The sequence below is a fragment of the Bradyrhizobium sp. CCGB12 genome (assembly GCF_024199845.1).
Lineage (GTDB): Bacteria > Pseudomonadota > Alphaproteobacteria > Rhizobiales > Xanthobacteraceae > Bradyrhizobium.
Genome location: NZ_JANADO010000001.1, coordinates 1,055,030 through 1,073,783, shown reverse-complemented (window position 1 = coordinate 1,073,783; position 18,754 = coordinate 1,055,030). Strand labels below are relative to the sequence as shown.

The following is an 18,754-nucleotide window of genomic DNA, read 5'->3' as shown; positions in this document are numbered from 1 at the left end:
TGCGTGCTACGCACGCATCCCGGAATGACGATGCGGTTAGCGGCGAGCACAATGGCATCGACTCGCCTAGCGGCGCCGTGAACCGTATGATACCGGCGTTTCATTCGACCGTCGGTGCCATCTTGAACGCCTCGTCCGCCGCAAGCCTCCGCGACGCGCTGTCCCGCGAAATCAAGACCGGCGAGCTCGTGCGGGCGCTGATCGTCGTCGGCCCGTTTGTCGTGGCCTATTTCGCTTCGCGCGAGACGGCGCTGCTCAATCTCGGGCTGATCGCGGTCTCGCTGCTCATTCCCGCGCTCAGGCTGCACCTGGCGCCCAAAGTGGTCGCGTGGCACTACCTTGCCATTCTCATCACCTTTGCCGCTCTCTTCCTCGCAAGCCCCATCAAGCCGCTATTCGTGGTGCTGACGGCGCTTGCCGGCTTCCTTGCAGTGGCGGCGACGCGCTACGGCGAACATTTCCGCACTCTCGGCAATTGGGTATTCATCCCCGCCGTCTATCTAGCCTGCGAGGTGCGGGAGGGCGTGAGCGCCGCGGAAGCATTGCGTCACGCCGGCATGATCCTCCTGTCCTCGCCGATCGCGCTGGTGCTGGTCTGCGCTATCCAGATCTACGACCTGCGCCGACGCGGCGGTGGCGCCGCGGCCTCGCTCGGGCTGCCCGCGGCCGAGTGGTTTCTGCCGGCAATCGCGACGACCATGGCGGTCTTCGCCGCGGCGGCGCTGGTGGAGATACTCGACCTCGCACAGGGGCAATGGGTCATGTGGTCGGCCGCAAGCGTGATCGTCGGCGATCTCTCCGCGTCGACCGGCAAGCTGAAGCAGCGCGCGATCGGCGCATTCGTCGGGGTGCCGCTCGGCTTCCTCGCCGGCATCGCGCTGCCGCAAAGCCGGGTCGGCTATGCATTCGCCGTTCTCGCGGCCACCCTCACCCTGATCTCGTTCTCGCGCTACATCGTCGGTTTCGGCCTGCGCTGCTTCTTCATCGCGCTCGCAGCCTCCTTTGCCGGCGGCGCCAGCGGCATCGCGGAAGAGCGCATCACCAACGTGCTGATCGGCGGCACCTTCGGCCTCGTTGCAGTGGCCTTGACCGAGACCGTCTGGCTGCGCGTCATGCGGAAGGCGCGACCGCCTGGATGAGGCGAACAGGGCGCGGTCCGTCCAATGCGCCAATCTGTCTCGCCTGTCGGTCATGGCAGAGACGGCTCGATGCAGTACCCTCGGCACAAATCGGGGAGAAAAACATGTCTGCAAAGCTCGATCGCCGCCGCTTCGTCGCCGCCGGCACCAGCGTACTCGCGATGCCTTTCGTCACACGTGGCGCCTCGGCGCAGGCTGCATCGCAAGGTACCTGGCCATCGCGGCAGATCCGCATGATTTGCAGCTATCCCGCCGGCGGACAGACCGACCTGCTGGCACGCGCCTATGGCGAATTCATCGCCAAGCAAGTCGGCAAGACCGTCGTCGTCGAGAACAAGCCCGGCGCCTCCGGTGCGATCGGCACCGCAGAGGTCGCCCGCGCGGAGCCCGACGGCCACACCGTGCTGTGCTCGATCTCGACCACCTACATCATGAATCGGGTGGTGATGAAGAATCCAGGCTACGACATGGACAGGGATCTGACCCTCGTCAGCGTCATTCCCGGCGCCGGCCTCTTGCTGGTGGCGAACCCGAAAACTGGCGTCAAGACGCTGGAGGATTTCGTCGCCTTCGCGCGCAAGAGCGGCAAGGTGAACTTCGGCACCTACAGCGCGGGCTCGGCCCCGCACATGACGATCAGCGAGCTCAACAAGCAATACGGCCTTTCCATCGAGCCGGTCCACTATCGCGGTGAGGCCCCGATGTGGACGGGACTGCTGGAAGGTACCCTCGATGCCGCGATGGGCAGCTTCACTGCCGCACAATCCGTCCTGCAAAGCGATCGCGGCACCGTGTTCGCCGTGCATTCCAAGAAGGTCGGCGCGATCCCTGATGTCAAGACCCTCCCTGAGCAGGGCGCGACGTCGAAATTCTTCACCGTGAGCGGCTTCTCCGGCTGGGCGGTGCCGAAGGCGACGCCGCAGCCGATCGTCGACCGCCTTGCCGAGCTCTGTGTCGCCGCCAACAACGATCCGAAGGTGAAGGAGGTTCTCGCCACTTTCGTGCTCGAGCCTGCGATCGGTTTCAAGGACACCAACGAGCTGTACCAGCGCGAGCTGCCGATCTGGATCGAGAGCGCAAAGTCACTCGGTCTCGAGCCGGCCTGAACCGCACCGCGCAGGCGCGCCGGATGCCCTTCGCGGCCCGGTGTCCAACCAAAGCCTAGTGTCGAACGCCCATTTTCGCGCTATGATTGTGCCCTCGCGTCGACAGCCCTCACCGGCGCGGACGAGAAAGGCTGATCGTATGACACCGGATGCCGTCGCCGTCGCCGTTATGATCATCCTGCTCTTTCCGATGGGCTATTTCACGCTGGCTTCGCCCGCCTTCCTGCTGGTGAAGCTCGATATCCAGCCCGTCGCCCAGTTGCTACGCGGAATGTTCAACGCCCATTTTCTGGTGATGCGCGTTGTCGGCGTCATCGGAACGGTGGCTTTCCTGCTCGACGGCCGCCTGATGGCCGCGATCGGCGTTGGCCTGATCGCGGGCCTGGCGATCTGGGGACGCCGCTGGTTCATGCAGCGGATGGACGACCAGCTCAGCGCAAGGGATGCCGGCGATGCCGAAGCCCCGCGTCGGCTGCGCCGGCTGCATTGGAGCGGCATGCTGGGCAACGCGGTGCTGCTCGTCGCTCTCGTGACCAGCATTCCCTACATCGCCATGCCGGCCTGAGAGACATCACGGCCGCCGGCACGCGACCTGCGCGCCCTATCGGCGCGCCCGGCCGCGACGCGGCCCGCCTAATGTTCGTCGGCGCTCGCCGCGCTCTGTTGCGCCTTGTGGATCGAGGACGGCACGACGCCGAAATATTTCCGGAACACGCGGCTGAAATGCGATGAGCTGGAGAAGCCCCAGGAGAACGCGACGTCGGTGATGGTCTTGCCGGCGTGAGCCTCGAGCTCTTGACGACAGTTCTGCAAGCGCGCCTGCCAGATGTAGTCGCTCACGGTGGTGCCGCGCTCGGAGAACAGCATGTGCAGATAGCGCTTGGAGCAGCCGAGCTCGGCGGAGATCTGGTCGATGCACAGGTCCGGATCGCGCAGATGCTCGCGGATGAAGAACTGCGCGCGCACATACATCGCCTCGGGCCCGACACGGTCGAACATCGTGTCGGCTTCGCGCAGCGGCAGCAGCAGGAGATCGATCAGCGAATCGGCAACGCCGACGGCGCTGTTCGCCGACAGCTTTGCTGCCTCATCGAAGGTCGCGTGGACGAAATCATGGGCGATTCGCCCCGTCCCGGTCCTCGCCGACAATTTGCACGCAGGCATCCGCTGCGACGGAAACCCGCGGTCGCGCAGCAGGGCTTTGGGCACGATCACCACGTCGTGGCGCGTGAAGGCGGGGCTGATGATCGAATGCGGGCAGGAGACGTCATAGGCGATAATGTCGCCGGGGTTCAGCTCGATGTGGCGGCCTTCCTGCTCGAAATAGGACACGCCGTAGGTCTGGAAATGGATCTTGATGTACGGGTGTTCGTTCGCCTTGGCACGCGCCAGCGTGTGCGCGATGCGATGCTGGCTCACCTCGATCTGGCAGAGCTTCAGGCGCGAGACCGTGGTGTAGTCGATACGGCCTTCGAGCGACGACGCCTCCAGCGGATCGACGTCGAAATGCCCACACAGGCTCGTCAGTCCGTCGATCCAGCTCTGGATCTGCCGCTTCGGCGTCAGTCCGGTCGTCGAGAGCGTGTGAATTGTGTCGGACATTAATCCAGCCACTGGTTTGATCCGGAGCTTTGACGCGAATCGCGACCAGCGCTGCCGAAGCCCTCAGCCGTGGTTGCGTGACGTTTACCTCGAATTTGAGCGGTCTGTTGCAACGCGCGCCATCGTCCGTTGCCGCCCTTCAAGGTTAATCCTCCGCCTTAGTTGCACCGCCGTCAAGGGGAACCTGAGTCGTCGAAGGCGCCCCGAGGCAACGTAGAAGCCGCTGAATTCGCTACTGCAAAATCAAAATCTTCGCGTCCGTGCGCTGTCAAGCAAACCGGCTTCTCTCTTGGGCAAGTTTCCCGGTGGCGAAGTGGTTAGGGATTGCAGCAGGAACAACAAGAACGGGCCGCTCCTGCACGTGGACCCGTGGCTCTCATCAGGAGGAGGAAACAGCACAGCATCGTTTCTGGTCCCAACGTGACCGCCCTGCACGAGCAGACGCCGGACGAGAAGCCCGGTGATTGAGCAATGCTTCGGAAACAATAAACGAGACCAACGGAGGAATAACTATGCGCAAGGTGCTACTGGCGACCTATCTTGGCTCCGCGGCGGCTCTCGCCGTCGGCAGCGCCTCAGCCAATGATGAGCTGATCAAGATGTCGCAGAACCCGAAAGACTGGGTGATGCCGGCCGGCGACTACGCCAATACCCGCTATTCCAAGCTGAACCAGATCACTGCACAGAACGTCGGGAAGCTTCAGGTCGCCTGGACATTCTCGACCGGCGTGCTGCGTGGCCATGAGGGCGGCCCGCTGATCATCGGCAACATGATGTACGTCCACACGCCGTTCCCGAACAAGGTCTATGCCATTGACCTTTCCAACGAGAACAAGATCGTCTGGAAGTACGAGCCGAAGCAGGACCCGAACGTCATCCCGGTGATGTGCTGCGATACGGTCAACCGCGGCCTGTCCTACGGGGACGGCAAGATCATCCTGCATCAGGCCGATACCAACCTCGTCGCGCTCGACGCCAAGACCGGCCAGGTGGCCTGGTCGGCGACCAACGGCAATCCTGCGAAGGGCGAGACCGGTACGTCGGCCGCGCTGGTCGTCAAGGACAAGGTCCTGGTCGGCATCTCCGGTGGTGAATTCGGCGTGCAGTGCCACGTCACCGCTTACGACCTCAAGAGCGGCAAGCAAGTCTGGCGTGCCTATTCCGAAGGTCCGGATGACCAGATCAAGCTTGATCCGGTCAAGACGATGTCGCTCGGCAAGCCCGTCGGACCCGACTCCAGCTTGAAGACCTGGCAAGGCGATCAGTGGAAGATCGGCGGCGGCTGCACCTGGGGCTGGATCTCCTACGATCCCGCTCTGAACATGGTCTATTACGGGTCGGGCAATCCCTCGACCTGGAATCCGAAGCAGCGTCCGGGTGACAACAAATGGTCGATGACCATTTTCGCGCGCGACGCGGACACCGGCATGGCCAAGTGGGTCTACCAGATGACGCCCCATGACGAATGGGACTATGACGGCGTCAACGAGATGATTCTCACGGATCAGCAGATCAACGGACAGCCCCGCAAGCTCCTGACCCACTTCGACCGCAACGGTCTCGCCTACACCATGGACCGTGAGAGCGGCGAGCTGCTGGTCGCCGAAAAGTACGATCCGAAGGTGAACTGGACCTCCGGTGTCGACATGAACAAGAGCTCGCCGACCTATGGCCGTCCGAAGGTGCTCGATGCAGCTTCGACCGACAAGGCGGGCGAGGACGTCAACGTGAAGGGCATCTGCCCGGCCGCGCTCGGCACCAAGGACGAGCAGCCGGCAGCCTACTCGCCGGACACGCAGCTGTTCTACGTTCCGACCAACCACGTCTGCATGGACTACGAACCGTTCAAGGTGAGCTACACCGCGGGCCAGCCCTATGTGGGTGCGACGCTCTCGATGTATCCGCCGCAGGGTGAAAGCCATATGGGCAACTTCATCGCCTGGGACAACAAGACCGGCAAGATCGTCTGGTCGAACAAGGAGCAGTTCTCGGTCTGGTCGGGTGCGCTCGCGACCGCCGGCGGCGTGGTGTTCTACGGCACGCTCGAAGGCTACCTGAAGGCAGTCGATGCCAAGTCCGGCAAGGAGCTCTACAAGTTCAAGACTCCCTCCGGCATCATCGGCAACGTCACCACCTATGAGAACAATGGCAAGCAGTACGTAGCCGTGCTCTCCGGCGTGGGTGGCTGGGCCGGCATCGGTCTCGCCGCAGGTCTGACCGATCCGACCGCCGGTCTCGGCGCTGTCGGTGGCTACGCGGCCCTCAGCAACTACACGGCGCTCGGCGGCACGCTGACCGTGTTCTCGCTGCCGAACTAGGCCTCGCTCAGCATCGCTCCGGCGCGTGGATCAACTCCACGCGCCGGCTCGTCTCCAACGAACGCCTTCGAGGACAAACTCTTGCGTAAAATCTGCTCTGTCATTGCTGCGATCATCTTCGTGACCTCGGGGGGAATTGCTGTTGCGGACGGTCCGGGAGACCCGACCGCGGTGAAGAAGGAAGACGATGGAAAGTGGCTCGATAAGGAAGGGACCCCGACCTACAAGATTTCGGCCGACGGCACCGTGGACTGGTTCACCTATTCCGGATACCGCCGCTACCATTCCGACTGCCACGTCTGCCATGGCCCGGACGGCATGGGCTCCACCTACGCACCGGCACTGAAGGACTCCGTCAAGACCATGAGCTATGGCGACTTCCTCGGCGTGGTCGCTTCCGGTCGCAAGAACATCTCGACGGCGCAAGAGAACGTCATGCCGGCCTTCGGGGACAATCCGAACGTCGCCTGCTACATGGACGATCTCTACGTCTATCTGCGCGCCCGCTCCACCGAAGCATGGGGCCGGCAGCGTCCCTCCAAGAAGGAGGAGAAGCCGGAGGCCTACACCAAGGCGGAAGACGCCTGCATGGGCCATAAGTGAACGTTGCTGGGATTGCCGAGACGGCGTCCTGGCATTCTACGAGGATTTGAGGAGTTTACGATGAAGACACGCGCCGCCGTCGCTTTCGAAGCAAAGAAGCCGCTCGAGATCGTCGAGGTCGACCTGGAAGGACCGAAGGCCGGCGAAGTCCTGGTCGAGATCAAGGCCACGGGCATCTGCCATACCGACGCCTATACGCTCGACGGCTTCGACAGCGAAGGAATCTTCCCGTCGATCCTGGGCCATGAAGGCGCCGGCATCATCCGCGAGATCGGTCCCGGCGTGACCTCGGTGAAACCGGGCGACCACGTCATCCCGCTCTACACGCCGGAATGCCGGCAGTGCAAAAGCTGCCTCAGCCAGAAGACGAATCTCTGCACCGCGATCCGCGCGACGCAGGGCAAGGGCGTGATGCCCGACGGCACCAGCCGCTTCTCCTACAAGGGCAAGCCGGTCTACCACTATATGGGCTGCTCAACCTTCTCGAACTTCACCGTGCTGCCGGAGATCGCGGTCGCCAAGATCCGCGAGGACGCGCCGTTCGACAAGAGCTGCTACATCGGCTGCGGCGTCACCACCGGTGTCGGCGCCGTCGTCAACACCGCGAAGGTGACGCCGGGCTCCAACGTGGTCGTGTTCGGCCTCGGCGGCATCGGCCTCAACGTGATCCAGGGCGCCAAGATGGCCGGCGCCGACAAGATCATCGGCGTCGACATCAACGACGCCAAGGAGGATTGGGGCCGCCGGTTCGGCATGACCGAGTTCGTCAACCCGAAGAAGGTCACCGGCGATATCGTCCAGCACCTCGTCGGCCTCACCGACGGCGGCGCCGACTACACCTTCGACTGCACCGGCAATACCACGGTGATGCGCCAGGCGCTGGAAGCCTGCCATCGCGGCTGGGGCACCTCGATCATCATCGGCGTTGCCGAATCCGGCAAGGAGATCGCCACCCGCCCGTTCCAGCTCGTCACCGGCCGCAACTGGCGTGGCACTGCTTTCGGCGGCGCGCGCGGCCGCACCGACGTGCCGAAGATCGTCGACTGGTACATGAACGGAAAGATCCAGATCGATCCGATGATCACCCACGTGCTCAAGCTCGATGAGATCAACAAGGGCTTTGACCTCATGCATGAGGGCAAATCCATCCGTTCCGTCGTCGTGTTCTAGCTCACAGACATCACACCAAGGAGGATCGACCCATGACTGTTGCACTCCATCCATCGATCGACAACGGCCTCAAACAGGGCAGCGGCAGCTTCGCAGGCGGCACGCTGGTCTGCAAATGCGCGGACCATCCGGTCAAGGTCGGCATCAAGGGCGACGTCGCGCACAACCACGCCTGTGGCTGCACCAAGTGCTGGAAGCCGCAGGGCGCGAACTTCTCGGTCGTCGCCGTGGTGCCGCGCCAGAACGTCAGCGTGCTCGAGAACGGCGACAAGCTGCAGGTCGTCGACGCGTCCGCGGTAATCCAGCGCCACGCCTGCAAGGCCTGCGGCACCCACATGTACGGCCGCATCGAGAACAAGGGCCATCCGTTCTACGGCCTCGATTTCGTCCATCCCGAGCTGTTCCAGGAGCAGGGCTCGCAGGCGCCGCAATTCGCCGCCTTCGTCTCCTCGATCATCGAATCGGGCGTCAAGCCGGAGCAGATGGCTGGCATTCGTTCGCGGCTGAAGGAGATCGGCCTGGAGCCCTATGACTGCCTGTCGCCGCCGCTGATGGACGCGATTGCGACCCACGTGGCGAAAGCCAAAGCCGCCTGAGAAGGCCGCTTGAGCCGGGCCGCCGAGCCTTCGCCGGTCCCCTATCCGCTCGCTGGCGCCAACCACCGCCAGCGAGCCGGATCGGTCCCCGTCCCGGACCATCGCGGCGATGCCGCCGCTTGTGCACCATGCGTATGTGAGGGCCATCAGCTCCTCAGTCCTGGTCTCTGAATGATTGCGCAGGACCGCCCGCTTCCTGCTTGAAGTTCACGGCGCTTGCGCTTCTCCCTCCCTCGACTGAGGCATCCTGCTTCGTCCGTGCAGTGTTCCTGGCGGACGAAGCTTTTTTGTTGCGCCCGTTTCGCACATGCGCGGCATGAAGCCGCGCCCTGCTTTTGACAAACCAGCGATGCAATCTTTTCCCGGTGAGAACACTCGGCTGTGAACGCCGGGCCGGTGCGACCTCTGCTACGCTCGCGCCGTCACGATGCCGCGCGGATTCAAACAATCAAGAACAAACGGGAGGTATCGAGCACATCCGGACATCGCCATTGGAATTTCTGCTTCCCTCCGGGATTTGCCCGCGCGGGACGACGGCGGAATGTGGCGAGACGACGCACGAACCGTCGCCGACCCGCGTCGGCGAACTCTAGATTTGGCATGCTTATGAAGAGCGAGGGACGATCATGATCAAGGTGAAGATCAACGGCCAGGAACAGAGCTGGGACGGCGACCCGGATCTCCCGCTACTCTGGTTCCTGCGCGACGAGGCCGGGCTGACCGGGACCAAATTCGGCTGCGGCCAGGCCCTGTGCGGCGCCTGCACCGTCATCGTCGACAAGGAGGCCGTGCGTGCCTGCATCACGTCGGTGAACGACGTCGCCGGACGCGAGGTCACCACGATCGAGGGACTGCATCCCACCGGCGATCATCCGGTGCAGAAGGCTTGGCGCCAGGTCAACGTGCCCCAATGCGGCTTCTGCCAGGCCGGGCAGATCATGCAGGCCGCAGCGCTCTTGATGGACAACCCAAAACCCTCCCACGACCAGATCCGCGAGGCCATGTCCGGCAACATCTGCCGCTGCGGCTGCTACCAGCGCATCGAGAACGCCGTCCATCTCGCATCGACGGGAGTGTGACATGAATTTCATCGACAATCCCCGCAAGCTTCGCGGCTTCGAAAAGAACATCAGGGTCGAGAAAGTCTCACGCCGCAGCATCCTGAAGGGGCTTGGCGTCACCGGCGGCTTCGTGCTCGCCGCGCCCGTGATGTCGCGCCAGGCATTCGCCTATGAAACCGGTGCCGGAAAGATGCCGCACGGCGTCGTGGTCGATCCGCGCGTGTTCGTCTCGGTCGGCCCGGACGGCATCGTCACTATCGTCGGGCACCGTTCGGAAATGGGCACAGGCGTGCGCACCAGCCTGCCGCTGATCGTGGCCGAGGAGATGGAAGCCGACTGGAGCAGGGTCAAGGTGCAGCAGGCCCATGGCGACGAGGTCAAGTTCGGCAACCAGGACACTGACGGCTCGCGCAGTACGCGGCACTATCTGATCCCGATGCGCCAGATCGGCGCCTCCGCCCGCACCATGCTGGAGCAGGCCGCGGCGAAGCGCTGGGGCGTACCGGCGACCGAGGTCAAGGCCGTCAATCACGAGGTCGTCCACAGCGCCAGCGGACGCAAGCTCGGCTTCGGCGAGCTCGCAGCCGACGCCGCCAAGGAATCGGTACCCAGCATCGAAGGCCTCAAGCTGAAGGACCCCAAGGACTTCCGCTATCTCACCAAGGGCCAAGTCAGCATCGTCGATCTCCACGACATCACCACCGGCAAGGCGCATTACGGCGCCGACGTGCGGCTGCCCGGCATGAAATATGCCGTGATCGCCCGTCCGCCAGTGACCGGCGGCAAGCTGGTCAAGTTCGAGCCGGAAGAGGCGCTGAAGATCAACGGCGTCGAGAAGGTGATGCAGGTGCGCGGCTGGCCGTGGCCTTCGAAATTCCAGCCGCTCGGCGGCGTTGCCGTGATCGCGCGCAACACCGGCGCTGCGATCAAGGGCCGCGACGCCTTGAAGCTGGTGTGGGACGATGGTCCCAATGGCAAATACGACTCCGTCGCCTACCGCAAGGAGCTCGAGGAGGCCTCGCGCAAGCCCGGCCTCGTCCTGCGCCAGGAGGGCGATGCGGACGCCGCGCTGAAGAGCGCCGACAAGGTTATTGTCGGCGAGTACTACATTCCCCATCTCGCCCATGTCGCAATGGAGCCGCCGGTGGCGGTCGCCGACGTCAAGGGCGACAAGGCGGAGATCTGGGCGCCGGTGCAGAGCCCCGGCGGCACCCGCGAGGACGTCGCCAAGACGCTCGGCATTCCCGAGGACAACGTCACGGTCAACGTCACGCTGCTCGGCGGCGGGTTCGGTCGCAAGTCGAAATGCGACTTTGCGCTCGAGGCCGCACTGCTCTCGAAGGAGCTCGGCGCGCCGGTGAAGGTGCAGTGGACGCGCGAGGACGACATCCACAACGGCTTCCTCCACACCGTCTCGGTCGAGCGGATCGAAGCGGGTCTCGACAAGAGCGGCAAGGTGATCGCCTGGCGCCATCGCAGTGTGGCCCCCAGCATCGCCTCGACGTTTGCCGCCGGAACCGTGCATCAGGCCCCGTTCGAGATCGGCATGGGCCTCGTCGACATGCCGTTCGAGATCGCCAACATCTCCTGCGAGAACCCGGAAGCGGCCGCGCACACCCGCATCGGCTGGTTCCGCTCGGTCTCGAACATCCCGCGCGCCTTCGCGGTGCAGTCGATGGTCGGCGAGATCGCGCAAGCGACCGGCCGCGACCAGAAGGAGACGCTGCTCGCGCTGATCGGCAGCCCGCGCATCGTCAAGCCCGCGGTGAAAGACCTCTGGAACTATGGCGAGCCCCAGGACAGCTACCCGATCGACACCGCGCGCCTGCGCAAGGTGGTCGAGCTGGTTGCCGAGAAAGGCGAATGGGGCCGTCAAGTGCCGAAGGGCCACGGCCTCGGCATCGCCGTGCACCGCAGCTTCGTCAGCTACATCGCGACGATCGTCGAGGTCGCCGTCGACGACAAGGGCAAGCTGACGGTGCCCAGGGTCGACACGGCGATCGATTGCGGCACCTATGTCAACCCCGAGCGCATCGCCTCGCAGATCGAGGGCGCCGCGATCATGGGGCTGAGCATCGCCAAATACGGTGAGATCACCTTCAAGGACGGCAAGGTACAGCAGAAGAACTTTGACGACTTCCAGGTCGTCAGGATCGACGAATCTCCTGCGGTGACCAACGTCTACATCGTGCCGCCGGGACCCGACACGCCGCCGAGCGGCGTCGGCGAGCCCGGCGTTCCGCCGTTCGCGCCCGCGCTGATCAATGCGATCTTCGCGGCGACGGGAAAACGCATCCGCTCGCTTCCGATCGGCAAGCAATTGGAGGCCTGAGCACGGAACAGAAGGCGCCTCGCGCCGTTTCCATCGATCTGACAGGAGCAGATCGATGACCAACATCTCAAAGGCGCTCGCAGTCTCGCTGTCGGGCGCCTTTCTTTTGACGGCCGCCGGCGCGTTCGCCCAAGGCACCACCGCCCCGCCGACCACAGCCACGCGTCCCACCGCGCCGGACCAGAACTCCTTGCCCAACGCCAACGCCCCGCCCGCCTCGACCAGCCAGACCACCGGGCAACACAATCCTGATCCAAAGGTTCGCGAGATGAACCAGAAGGAAAAGGACAAGATCGACAGGCTGGGGAAGTAGTTATCTGACGGCTGCGCATGGATGTGCCCTCTCCCTTTGCGGGAGAGGGCAGCGATGCTGCCTAACACGAGCTCGCTTGGGTGAGGGGTTTGTTTCCGCGAGTCCAATTCGCGATTGTCGTCTGCGGATAGAACCCCTCATCCGGCGCTATAGCCGAAGCTATGCTTCGGCGTTCTTAAGAACGGCGGCCTAAGGGCCGCCTATGCCACCTTCTCCCACAACAAGGGGAGAAGGAAGAAATCTCATCATGCACGCAAAAATGCGGCGGACGTTGCCGTCCGCCGCATTCGCCACCCCCTGCTGCTCCGCCTGTTTCGATCCGCCGGCGGAGCTTATTTCTTCAGTGCGAACACCCAGATCACGCCGCCCTGCGGCACGTTGGCCTCGATGCCGATATTGTTGGTCGCGAGCGCATCCTGGATGCGTTGCGCGTCCACGCCCCAGCCCGACTGGATCGCGATGTACTGCGTGCCGTCGATCTCATAGGACGACGGCATGCCCATGATGCCGGAGTTGGTCTTCTGCTCCCACAAGAGTTCGCCGGTCTTGGCGTTGAAGGCACGGAAGTTGCGGTCGTTGGTACCGCCGACGAAGACGAGATCGCCTGCGGTCGCCGTCACCGAGCCGAACAGCTGCGACTTCGGGAAGTTGTGTTGCCACACCTTCTTGCCCGTGACGGGATCCCAGGCCTGCAACTCGCCGAAATGATCGGCGCCGGGCTTCGTCTTCAGGCCGATGTCTTCAGGCTTGGTGCCGAGCCACAGTTCGCCCGGCTTGAGCGGTATCTTCTCGCCGGTGAATCCGCCGCAGAAATTTTCGTTGGCCGGCACATAGACGAGCTTGGTCCTTTCGCTATAGGCCGCCGACGGCCAGTCCTTGCCGCCCCACAGCGACGGACAGAACTCGACGCGCTTGCCGATGACAGGCTTGTGTGCGGGATCGAGGATCGGCTTGCCGCTCTCATCGATGCCCTTCCAGACGTCGGTGGAGACGAACGGCCAGCCAGCGACGTAATTGATCTTGGTCGGGGTGCGTTCGAGCACCCAGAAGATGGCGTCGCGGCCGGGATGAACCAGGCTCTTTATGTTACGGCCGTCGCGCTGCAGGTCGATCAGGATCGGCGCCTCGACCTCGTCCCAGTCCCAGGAATCGTTCTGGTGATATTGGTGATAGGTCTTGATCTTGCCGTTGTTCGGATCGAGCGCGAGCACCGACGAGGTGTAGAGGTTGTCGCCGGGATGCATCTCGCCGGGCCAAGGCGCGGCATTGCCGACACCCCAATAGATCGTCTTGGTGTCCTTGTCGTAATTGCCGGTCATCCAGGCCGAGCCGCCACCGTTCTTCCAGTCGTCACCCTGCCAGGTGTCGTGACCGGGCTCGCCCTCGCCGGGAATGGTGTAGGTCCGCCACAGCTCCTTGCCGTCCTTGGCATCGAAGGCGGCGACATAGCCGCGCACGCCGAACTCGCCGCCGGAGCCGCCGACGATGACCTTGCCGTCGACGACAAGCGGCATCAGCGTCATGTACTGGCCCTTCTTGTAGTCCTGCACCTTGGTGTCCCACACCACCTTGCCGGTCTTGGCGTCGAGCGCGACGACATGATCGTCGGTGGTGGCAAGATAGAGCTTGTCCTCCCACAGGCCGACGCCGCGGCTGGTCGGATGCAGTTGGAAGAGATCGTCGGGAAGCTGCCGCTTGTAGCGCCAGTATTCGTCGCCGGTCTTCGCGTTCAACGCGATCACCTGCCCCATCGGGGTCGCCACGAACATCACGCCGTTATTGACGATCGGCGGTGCCTCGTGGCCTTCGACGACGCCCGTAGCGAAGGTCCAGACCGGCGTGAGGTTCTTCACGTTCGAAGTGTTGATCTGGTCAAGCGGGCTGTAGCCCTGCCCGTCATAGGTGCGCCGGTAGAGCATCCAGTTGCCGGGTTCCGGATTTTCCAGCCGCTGCGCAGTCACCGGTGAATAATTCTCGATCGGGCCGGCGGTCGCGGCAGTCGCGGCAAGACACGTGAAGGCGACGAAGCCGGACAGGTACCATTGCTTCCTGGTCATGGACGTTCCCCTTTTTCATCCGTTTGAATTCTTGTTGTGAATTCTTGTCGTTCGTCCCGTCGTCCGCCCATCGGCGGATGCGGCCTCTCGTGACGCGGGCATGGCCCGCACCGTCCGTCATCCTGGCTGCGCGCCACCTACCTTTCCGATGAAATTGCCGGCGACGCTGAGCGAGCCGTCAGCGAGCGCCAGCGGCAGCGCTGCGAGCCGTCGCGGCGCCGGCCCGAACACGACCTGCGCGCCCGCGCGGGGATCGTATTCGGAGTTGTGGCACATGCACTTGAACACCTCCTTGTCACCGACATCGCTCTTCACCCAAGCGGTAACCGGGCAGCCGGCATGGGAGCAGATCGCCGAATAGGCCGTGATCCCGTCGACAGCGCGCGCGCGAGTCTTCTCGTCAAGCTCGGCGGGATCGAGCTTGATGATCAGGATCTCGTTGAGCCGCGAGGCGCTACGCACAACCGATGTGTTGGGATCCTTCGGCCAGGCATGGACCGGCGGTCCGCCGGCCGGCAGATCGGCCGCGGTGATGAGTTTTCCCTCGTGATCGCCTTCGGAAAAAACGAGCACATCCCCCTTCTGTGGCCGTTCGTCCGAGCCGGGCGGATCTTCACCCGCGCGTGCCGGCGGAGAACAGCCGAGGCAAGCGGTGGTCGCGAGCGCGCCGAGCAGCAGCGTTCGCCGCGTTTGCTCGATGCCCGCGTCGGCGTCGTGTTCCGCAATGTTCTCGGATGGTGAGGAAGGAGCGTTGAACGATGCGCTTGACATGCCCATCAGCAGGCGCTGGAACTCTGCCGAAAACAAGGCGAAGAATTGGCGCCGCAGTGCATCAATATGACGTTGCTCGCTTTGATTGAATGCGAAGGAGCGCATTCCAGCGCATATTTGCAATTGCAACGTCACATCACGCGATCAGCATGATGATTTTGCAGATCAGACCGATGATGTTGGAATTGGTGCGGCGCGCTGTTGGTCGCGTAGCGCAACCTCAAAGCGACACAACTGCACGTTTTGCAGGCAGGTCGGTCGTGTTCAGGATCTGAGCAGATGACGCGGCGCAGCGATGCGGCCGGCGATGGTCGCCGATGCCATCTCAAAACTGTCGGCGATGCGGCGCGCCTTGTCGATGAAGAGCGCAGCCGCCGGCGGCGGGCAGACTTCGCGCGCGGTCTGCTCGAACAGATCGAGCCAGCGGTCGAAATGATCGCCGACCAGGTTGAGCGGCATATGCGCCCGCATCGGCGAGCCGTGATAGCGGCCGCTCATCAGCACGACCGAAGACCAAAAATCCTTGAGCTTGGCGAGGTGCTCGTCCCAATTCTGCACGATCGCAAACACCGGCCCGAGCAGCGCATCCTCGCGTACGCGTCCATAGAAGCGCGTGACGAGTTCCCCGATCATCTCTTCGGTGATCCCGGTGCGCTCGATCGCATCCTGGGTCAACAGGTTCCGCCGCGCAGCCGCCGCCTCGCGCTCGGCCTTAAGTCGATCCGACATGTCCTTCGTTATCCGTTCCGTTGTTCCCGCGAGCCGCCTCGTTCAACATTGTAGGCCCATGGCGCGCGGCGTCTTTGTCGCAGCGCAAATCGCGGGATCTGGCGGCGGACGCGAAGGGGCCCGCCGCCGATGCCTTCATCAGGCGCTATAGGTGTAAAAGCCCTGCCCGGTCTTGCGGCCGAGATGACCGGCATCGACCATCTCTTTCAGCAGCGGGGCTGGCCGATATTTAGGGTCGTTGAAGCCTTTATAAAAGACCTCCATCACCGAAAGCATGGTGTCGAGCCCGACGAGATCGGCGAGCGCGAGCGGCCCGATCGGATGGTTGCAACCGAGCTTCATACCGGCGTCGATCTCTTCTGCGGTTGCGATCCCTTCCTGTAGCGCGAAGATCGCCTCGTTGATCATCGGACACAGGATGCGGTTCACGGCGAAGCCCGGACTGTTCTTCGCCGTGATCGCCACCTTGCCGACGCGCTTGGCGAAATCGAGCGCCTTGGCGTGGGTATCGTCGGAGGTCTGCAGGCCGCGGATGAGCTCCAGCAGTGCCATCACCGGCACGGGATTGAAAAAGTGCATGCCGATGAAACGGTCGGGGCGGTCGGTTGCCGCGGCGAGTTTCGTGATCGAGATCGAGGAGGTGTTGGTCGCGACCAGCGTGCGCGGCGACAGCGTCGCGCAGAGGTCCTTCAGGATCTTGACCTTGAGCTCCTCGTTCTCGGTGGCGGCCTCGATGACGAGATCGCAATCCGACAGCTTCGCCCGGTCGGTGGTGCCGGTGATGCGCTTGAGCGTCGCCTCGCGGTCGGCCGCCGACATCTTCTCCTTCTTGACCAGGCGCTCGAGGCTGCCGCCGACGGTCGAAAGGCCGCGGTTCACCGCCGCATCGGAAATATCGACCATCACGACCGAGAGTCCGGCCGCCGCGCAGCTCTGCGCGATGCCGTTCCCCATGGTCCCTGCCCCGATGATGCCAACGGTTTGGATCATTGCGTCACATCCTTCATCCTTGCGTCCGTGCCAGCGCGGCCCGGCCATTGTTCCTGCGTCAGGGTCTAGCACCGCCATAGGCCTGGCGCGACCCGATCCTGTTCCTTAACGCATCCGACAAGGGAATAAAGCCGCGATTCCATAGCGAAAGGGGTATGATTTGGCGGCCCGGCAGGCACTGAGGCGGAAAGCAGACCGCGTGCCATCCCGCCCGCGACATTGAATTCCAGTTGAATTCGGTTCCCAAACCGCTCCACGTGGGTATTCTGTGATTGGCCTGCGGCAGGGAAAACTTCTCCTGCGGCAGGCCGAGCCACAAGTGCCTGCGGAACGCGATCTCGCAACTGCATTGCACTGCGACACGCGCAGGGAAACATCCGTGAAACGCCTCCGCAGTCCCGACACCGACGCCCCCGAGGCACTCCGGCCGGCGCCAATGTCCCGGCTCGGATGAACGACTTCGCGCAATCCATCGCAGCGGCCTTCACTCTGATCGGCGAGGCGGATGCCGAGCTGCTCGGCATCGTCGCATTGTCGGTGCGCGTCAGCCTGACCGCGAGCATCCTCGCGCTGCTGATTGGTGCACCATTCGGGGCCCTGCTTGCGATCACGCGCTTCCGCGGGCGGCAGGTCGTCATCGTGCTGACCAATGCCCTGCTCGGCCTTCCGCCGGTCGTGGTCGGGCTCGCGCTCTATCTCCTGCTGTCGCGATCCGGCCCGCTCGGGGCGGCGGGCTTGCTGTTCACGCCAACCGCCATGGTGATCGCGCAGACGCTGCTCGCGACGCCGATCGTGGTGGCGCTGGTGCACCGGCCGGCGAGCCTGCTGTGGGCGGAGTATGGCGATCTGGCGCGGATCGATGGATTGTCGGCCCTGCGCAGCATGGCGCTTCTGTTCGCGCTGGGACGGACCTCGCTGCTGACGGCCTTTCTCGCGGCTTTCGGCCGCGCTATCGCTGAAGTCGGCGCCATCATCATCGTCGGCGGCAACATCCGCGGCTTCACGCGCACAATGACGACCGCGATCGCGCTGGAGACCAGCAAGGGCGATCTGCCGCTGGCGCTGGGGCTTGGGCTGATCCTGCTCGCGCTCAGCGTCGCGGTGTCGACCGTCGCGTTCGTGCTAGTGGGACGCGTTGGGGAAAAATAGCTGCTCGCCGCCGACCTTGTAGCCTGCGATTGCATCCTGCCCCTTCGGCGAGATGAGCCAGTCGACGAAGGCCTGCCCCTCTTTCGCCTTCACGCTTGGATGCTTTGCCGGATTCACCAGCATGACGCCATACTGGTTGAACAGCCGCTTGTCGCCCTCGGTCAGGATGGCGAGCTCGCCCCGGTTCTTGAACGACAGCCAGGTGCCGCGGTCCGACAGGAGATAGGCATTCGAGGACGACGCCATGTTCAGCGCCGGACCCATGCCCTGACCGATCTCCCGATACCAGCCCTCCTTGCCCGCACCGAGATCGACGCCCGCCTCCTTCCACAGCCTCAACTCGGCCGCGTGCGTGCCGGACTTGTCACCGCGCGAGATGAACGGCGCCTTGGCCGTCGCGATCTTGCGCAGCGCCTCGACAACGTCCTTGCCGCCGGCGATGTGCGCCGGATCGCTCTTCGGCCCGACGATGACGAAGTCGTTGTACATGACGTCGAAGCGCTTCACGCCCTGCCCTTCGGACATGAACTTGTCTTCGGCCACCCTGTCATGGACGAACACCACGTCGGCATCGCCCCGCCGTCCGATGTCGAGTGCCTGGCCGGTTCCGACAGCAACGACCTTCACCTCGACCCCTTCGGTCTTCGAGAACAGCGGCAACAGATAGCCGAACAGTCCCGATTGCTCCGTCGACGTCGTCGAAGCCACGGTTATGGTGCGGTCCTGCGCGAATGCGATGGTGGACCAGAGCAGAATTGCTCCAACGGCGGCAATCTTCCTCATGCGTCGTCCCTCGAACAAGACAATGTGGTTCCTCA

The 18,754-nt window shown here is 63.7% G+C and carries 17 protein-coding genes; 11 read left to right on the top strand and 6 right to left on the bottom strand.

The features are described 5' to 3' along the window. Positions 1–122: 122 nt before the first annotated feature. From NLM27_RS04940 to NLM27_RS04930, 3 genes are all read left to right on the top strand, one after another. Positions 123–1,139: an FUSC family protein gene (locus NLM27_RS04940; RefSeq protein ID WP_254142278.1), complete on the top strand. Its 1,017-nt coding sequence runs from the start codon at positions 123–125 to the stop codon at positions 1,137–1,139. A 104-nt stretch (positions 1,140–1,243) separates the two neighbouring features. After that, complete coding sequence (locus NLM27_RS04935; protein ID WP_254142277.1) at positions 1,244–2,245, top strand: tripartite tricarboxylate transporter substrate binding protein; 1,002 nt, start codon at positions 1,244–1,246, stop codon at positions 2,243–2,245. A 139-nt stretch (positions 2,246–2,384) separates the two neighbouring features. Next, positions 2,385–2,810, top strand: a complete 426-nt coding sequence (locus tag NLM27_RS04930) for a hypothetical protein (protein WP_254142276.1) — start codon at positions 2,385–2,387, stop codon at positions 2,808–2,810. A gap of 68 nt (positions 2,811–2,878) precedes the next feature. On the opposite strand, the gene NLM27_RS04925 is transcribed toward NLM27_RS04930, so the two are convergent. Next, positions 2,879–3,847 carry a helix-turn-helix domain-containing protein gene (locus NLM27_RS04925; protein ID WP_254142275.1) on the bottom strand — a complete coding sequence of 323 codons (969 nt, stop codon included), beginning with the start codon at positions 3,845–3,847 and terminating at the stop codon, positions 2,879–2,881. Positions 3,848–4,359: 512 nt separating this feature from the next. Between NLM27_RS04925 and xoxF5 the strand changes: the two genes are divergently transcribed. The 7 genes from xoxF5 to NLM27_RS04890 all read left to right on the top strand — a co-directional run bounded on the left by xoxF5 (position 4,360) and on the right by NLM27_RS04890 (position 12,240). Next, the gene (gene xoxF5 / locus NLM27_RS04920; protein WP_254142274.1) at positions 4,360–6,165 is read left to right on the top strand and encodes a lanthanide-dependent methanol dehydrogenase XoxF5; all 1,806 of its coding nucleotides are present in this window, start codon (positions 4,360–4,362) and stop codon (positions 6,163–6,165) included. 81 nt (positions 6,166–6,246) lie between these two features. Then, on the top strand, positions 6,247–6,768 hold the full coding sequence (locus NLM27_RS04915; protein ID WP_256569930.1) for a c-type cytochrome, methanol metabolism-related: 522 nt from the start codon (positions 6,247–6,249) through the stop codon (positions 6,766–6,768). Between the two features lie 60 nt (positions 6,769–6,828). Next, entirely contained in the window at positions 6,829–7,938 is a 1,110-nt protein-coding gene (locus tag NLM27_RS04910; protein ID WP_254142273.1) for an S-(hydroxymethyl)glutathione dehydrogenase/class III alcohol dehydrogenase, read from the top strand. 32 nt (positions 7,939–7,970) lie between these two features. Beyond that, the gene (gfa, locus tag NLM27_RS04905) at positions 7,971–8,534 is read left to right on the top strand and encodes an S-(hydroxymethyl)glutathione synthase (protein WP_254142272.1); all 564 of its coding nucleotides are present in this window, start codon (positions 7,971–7,973) and stop codon (positions 8,532–8,534) included. Between the two features lie 626 nt (positions 8,535–9,160). Next, the gene (locus NLM27_RS04900; protein ID WP_254142271.1) at positions 9,161–9,613 is read left to right on the top strand and encodes a (2Fe-2S)-binding protein; all 453 of its coding nucleotides are present in this window, start codon (positions 9,161–9,163) and stop codon (positions 9,611–9,613) included. 1 nt (position 9,614) lies between these two features. Then, a complete protein-coding gene (locus tag NLM27_RS04895) occupies positions 9,615–11,927 on the top strand; it encodes a molybdopterin cofactor-binding domain-containing protein (RefSeq protein WP_254142270.1) in 2,313 nt (770 codons plus the stop codon). Positions 11,928–11,982: 55 nt separating this feature from the next. Then, on the top strand, positions 11,983–12,240 hold the full coding sequence (locus tag NLM27_RS04890; RefSeq protein WP_254142269.1) for a hypothetical protein: 258 nt from the start codon (positions 11,983–11,985) through the stop codon (positions 12,238–12,240). Positions 12,241–12,572: 332 nt separating this feature from the next. On the opposite strand, the gene NLM27_RS04885 is transcribed toward NLM27_RS04890, so the two are convergent. From NLM27_RS04885 to NLM27_RS04870, 4 genes are all read right to left on the bottom strand, one after another. Next, complete coding sequence (locus NLM27_RS04885) at positions 12,573–14,297, bottom strand: methanol/ethanol family PQQ-dependent dehydrogenase (RefSeq protein ID WP_254142268.1); 1,725 nt, start codon at positions 14,295–14,297, stop codon at positions 12,573–12,575. Between the two features lie 117 nt (positions 14,298–14,414). After that, entirely contained in the window at positions 14,415–15,068 is a 654-nt protein-coding gene (locus NLM27_RS04880; RefSeq protein ID WP_254142267.1) for a ubiquinol-cytochrome c reductase iron-sulfur subunit, read from the bottom strand. Between the two features lie 264 nt (positions 15,069–15,332). Beyond that, the gene (locus NLM27_RS04875; protein WP_254142266.1) at positions 15,333–15,797 is read right to left on the bottom strand and encodes a group III truncated hemoglobin; all 465 of its coding nucleotides are present in this window, start codon (positions 15,795–15,797) and stop codon (positions 15,333–15,335) included. Positions 15,798–15,935: 138 nt separating this feature from the next. After that, a complete protein-coding gene (locus NLM27_RS04870) occupies positions 15,936–16,787 on the bottom strand; it encodes a 3-hydroxybutyryl-CoA dehydrogenase (RefSeq protein WP_254142265.1) in 852 nt (283 codons plus the stop codon). A gap of 450 nt (positions 16,788–17,237) precedes the next feature. On the opposite strand from NLM27_RS04870, the gene NLM27_RS04865 reads away from it, so the two are divergent. After that, positions 17,238–17,936, top strand: a complete 699-nt coding sequence (locus NLM27_RS04865; protein WP_254142264.1) for an ABC transporter permease — start codon at positions 17,238–17,240, stop codon at positions 17,934–17,936. Here NLM27_RS04865 and NLM27_RS04860 read toward each other — a convergent pair. Then, the gene (locus tag NLM27_RS04860; RefSeq protein WP_254142263.1) at positions 17,910–18,719 is read right to left on the bottom strand and encodes an extracellular solute-binding protein; all 810 of its coding nucleotides are present in this window, start codon (positions 18,717–18,719) and stop codon (positions 17,910–17,912) included. The two genes, NLM27_RS04865 and NLM27_RS04860, sit on opposite strands and share 27 nt — an antisense overlap. Positions 18,720–18,754: the final 35 nt, after the last annotated feature.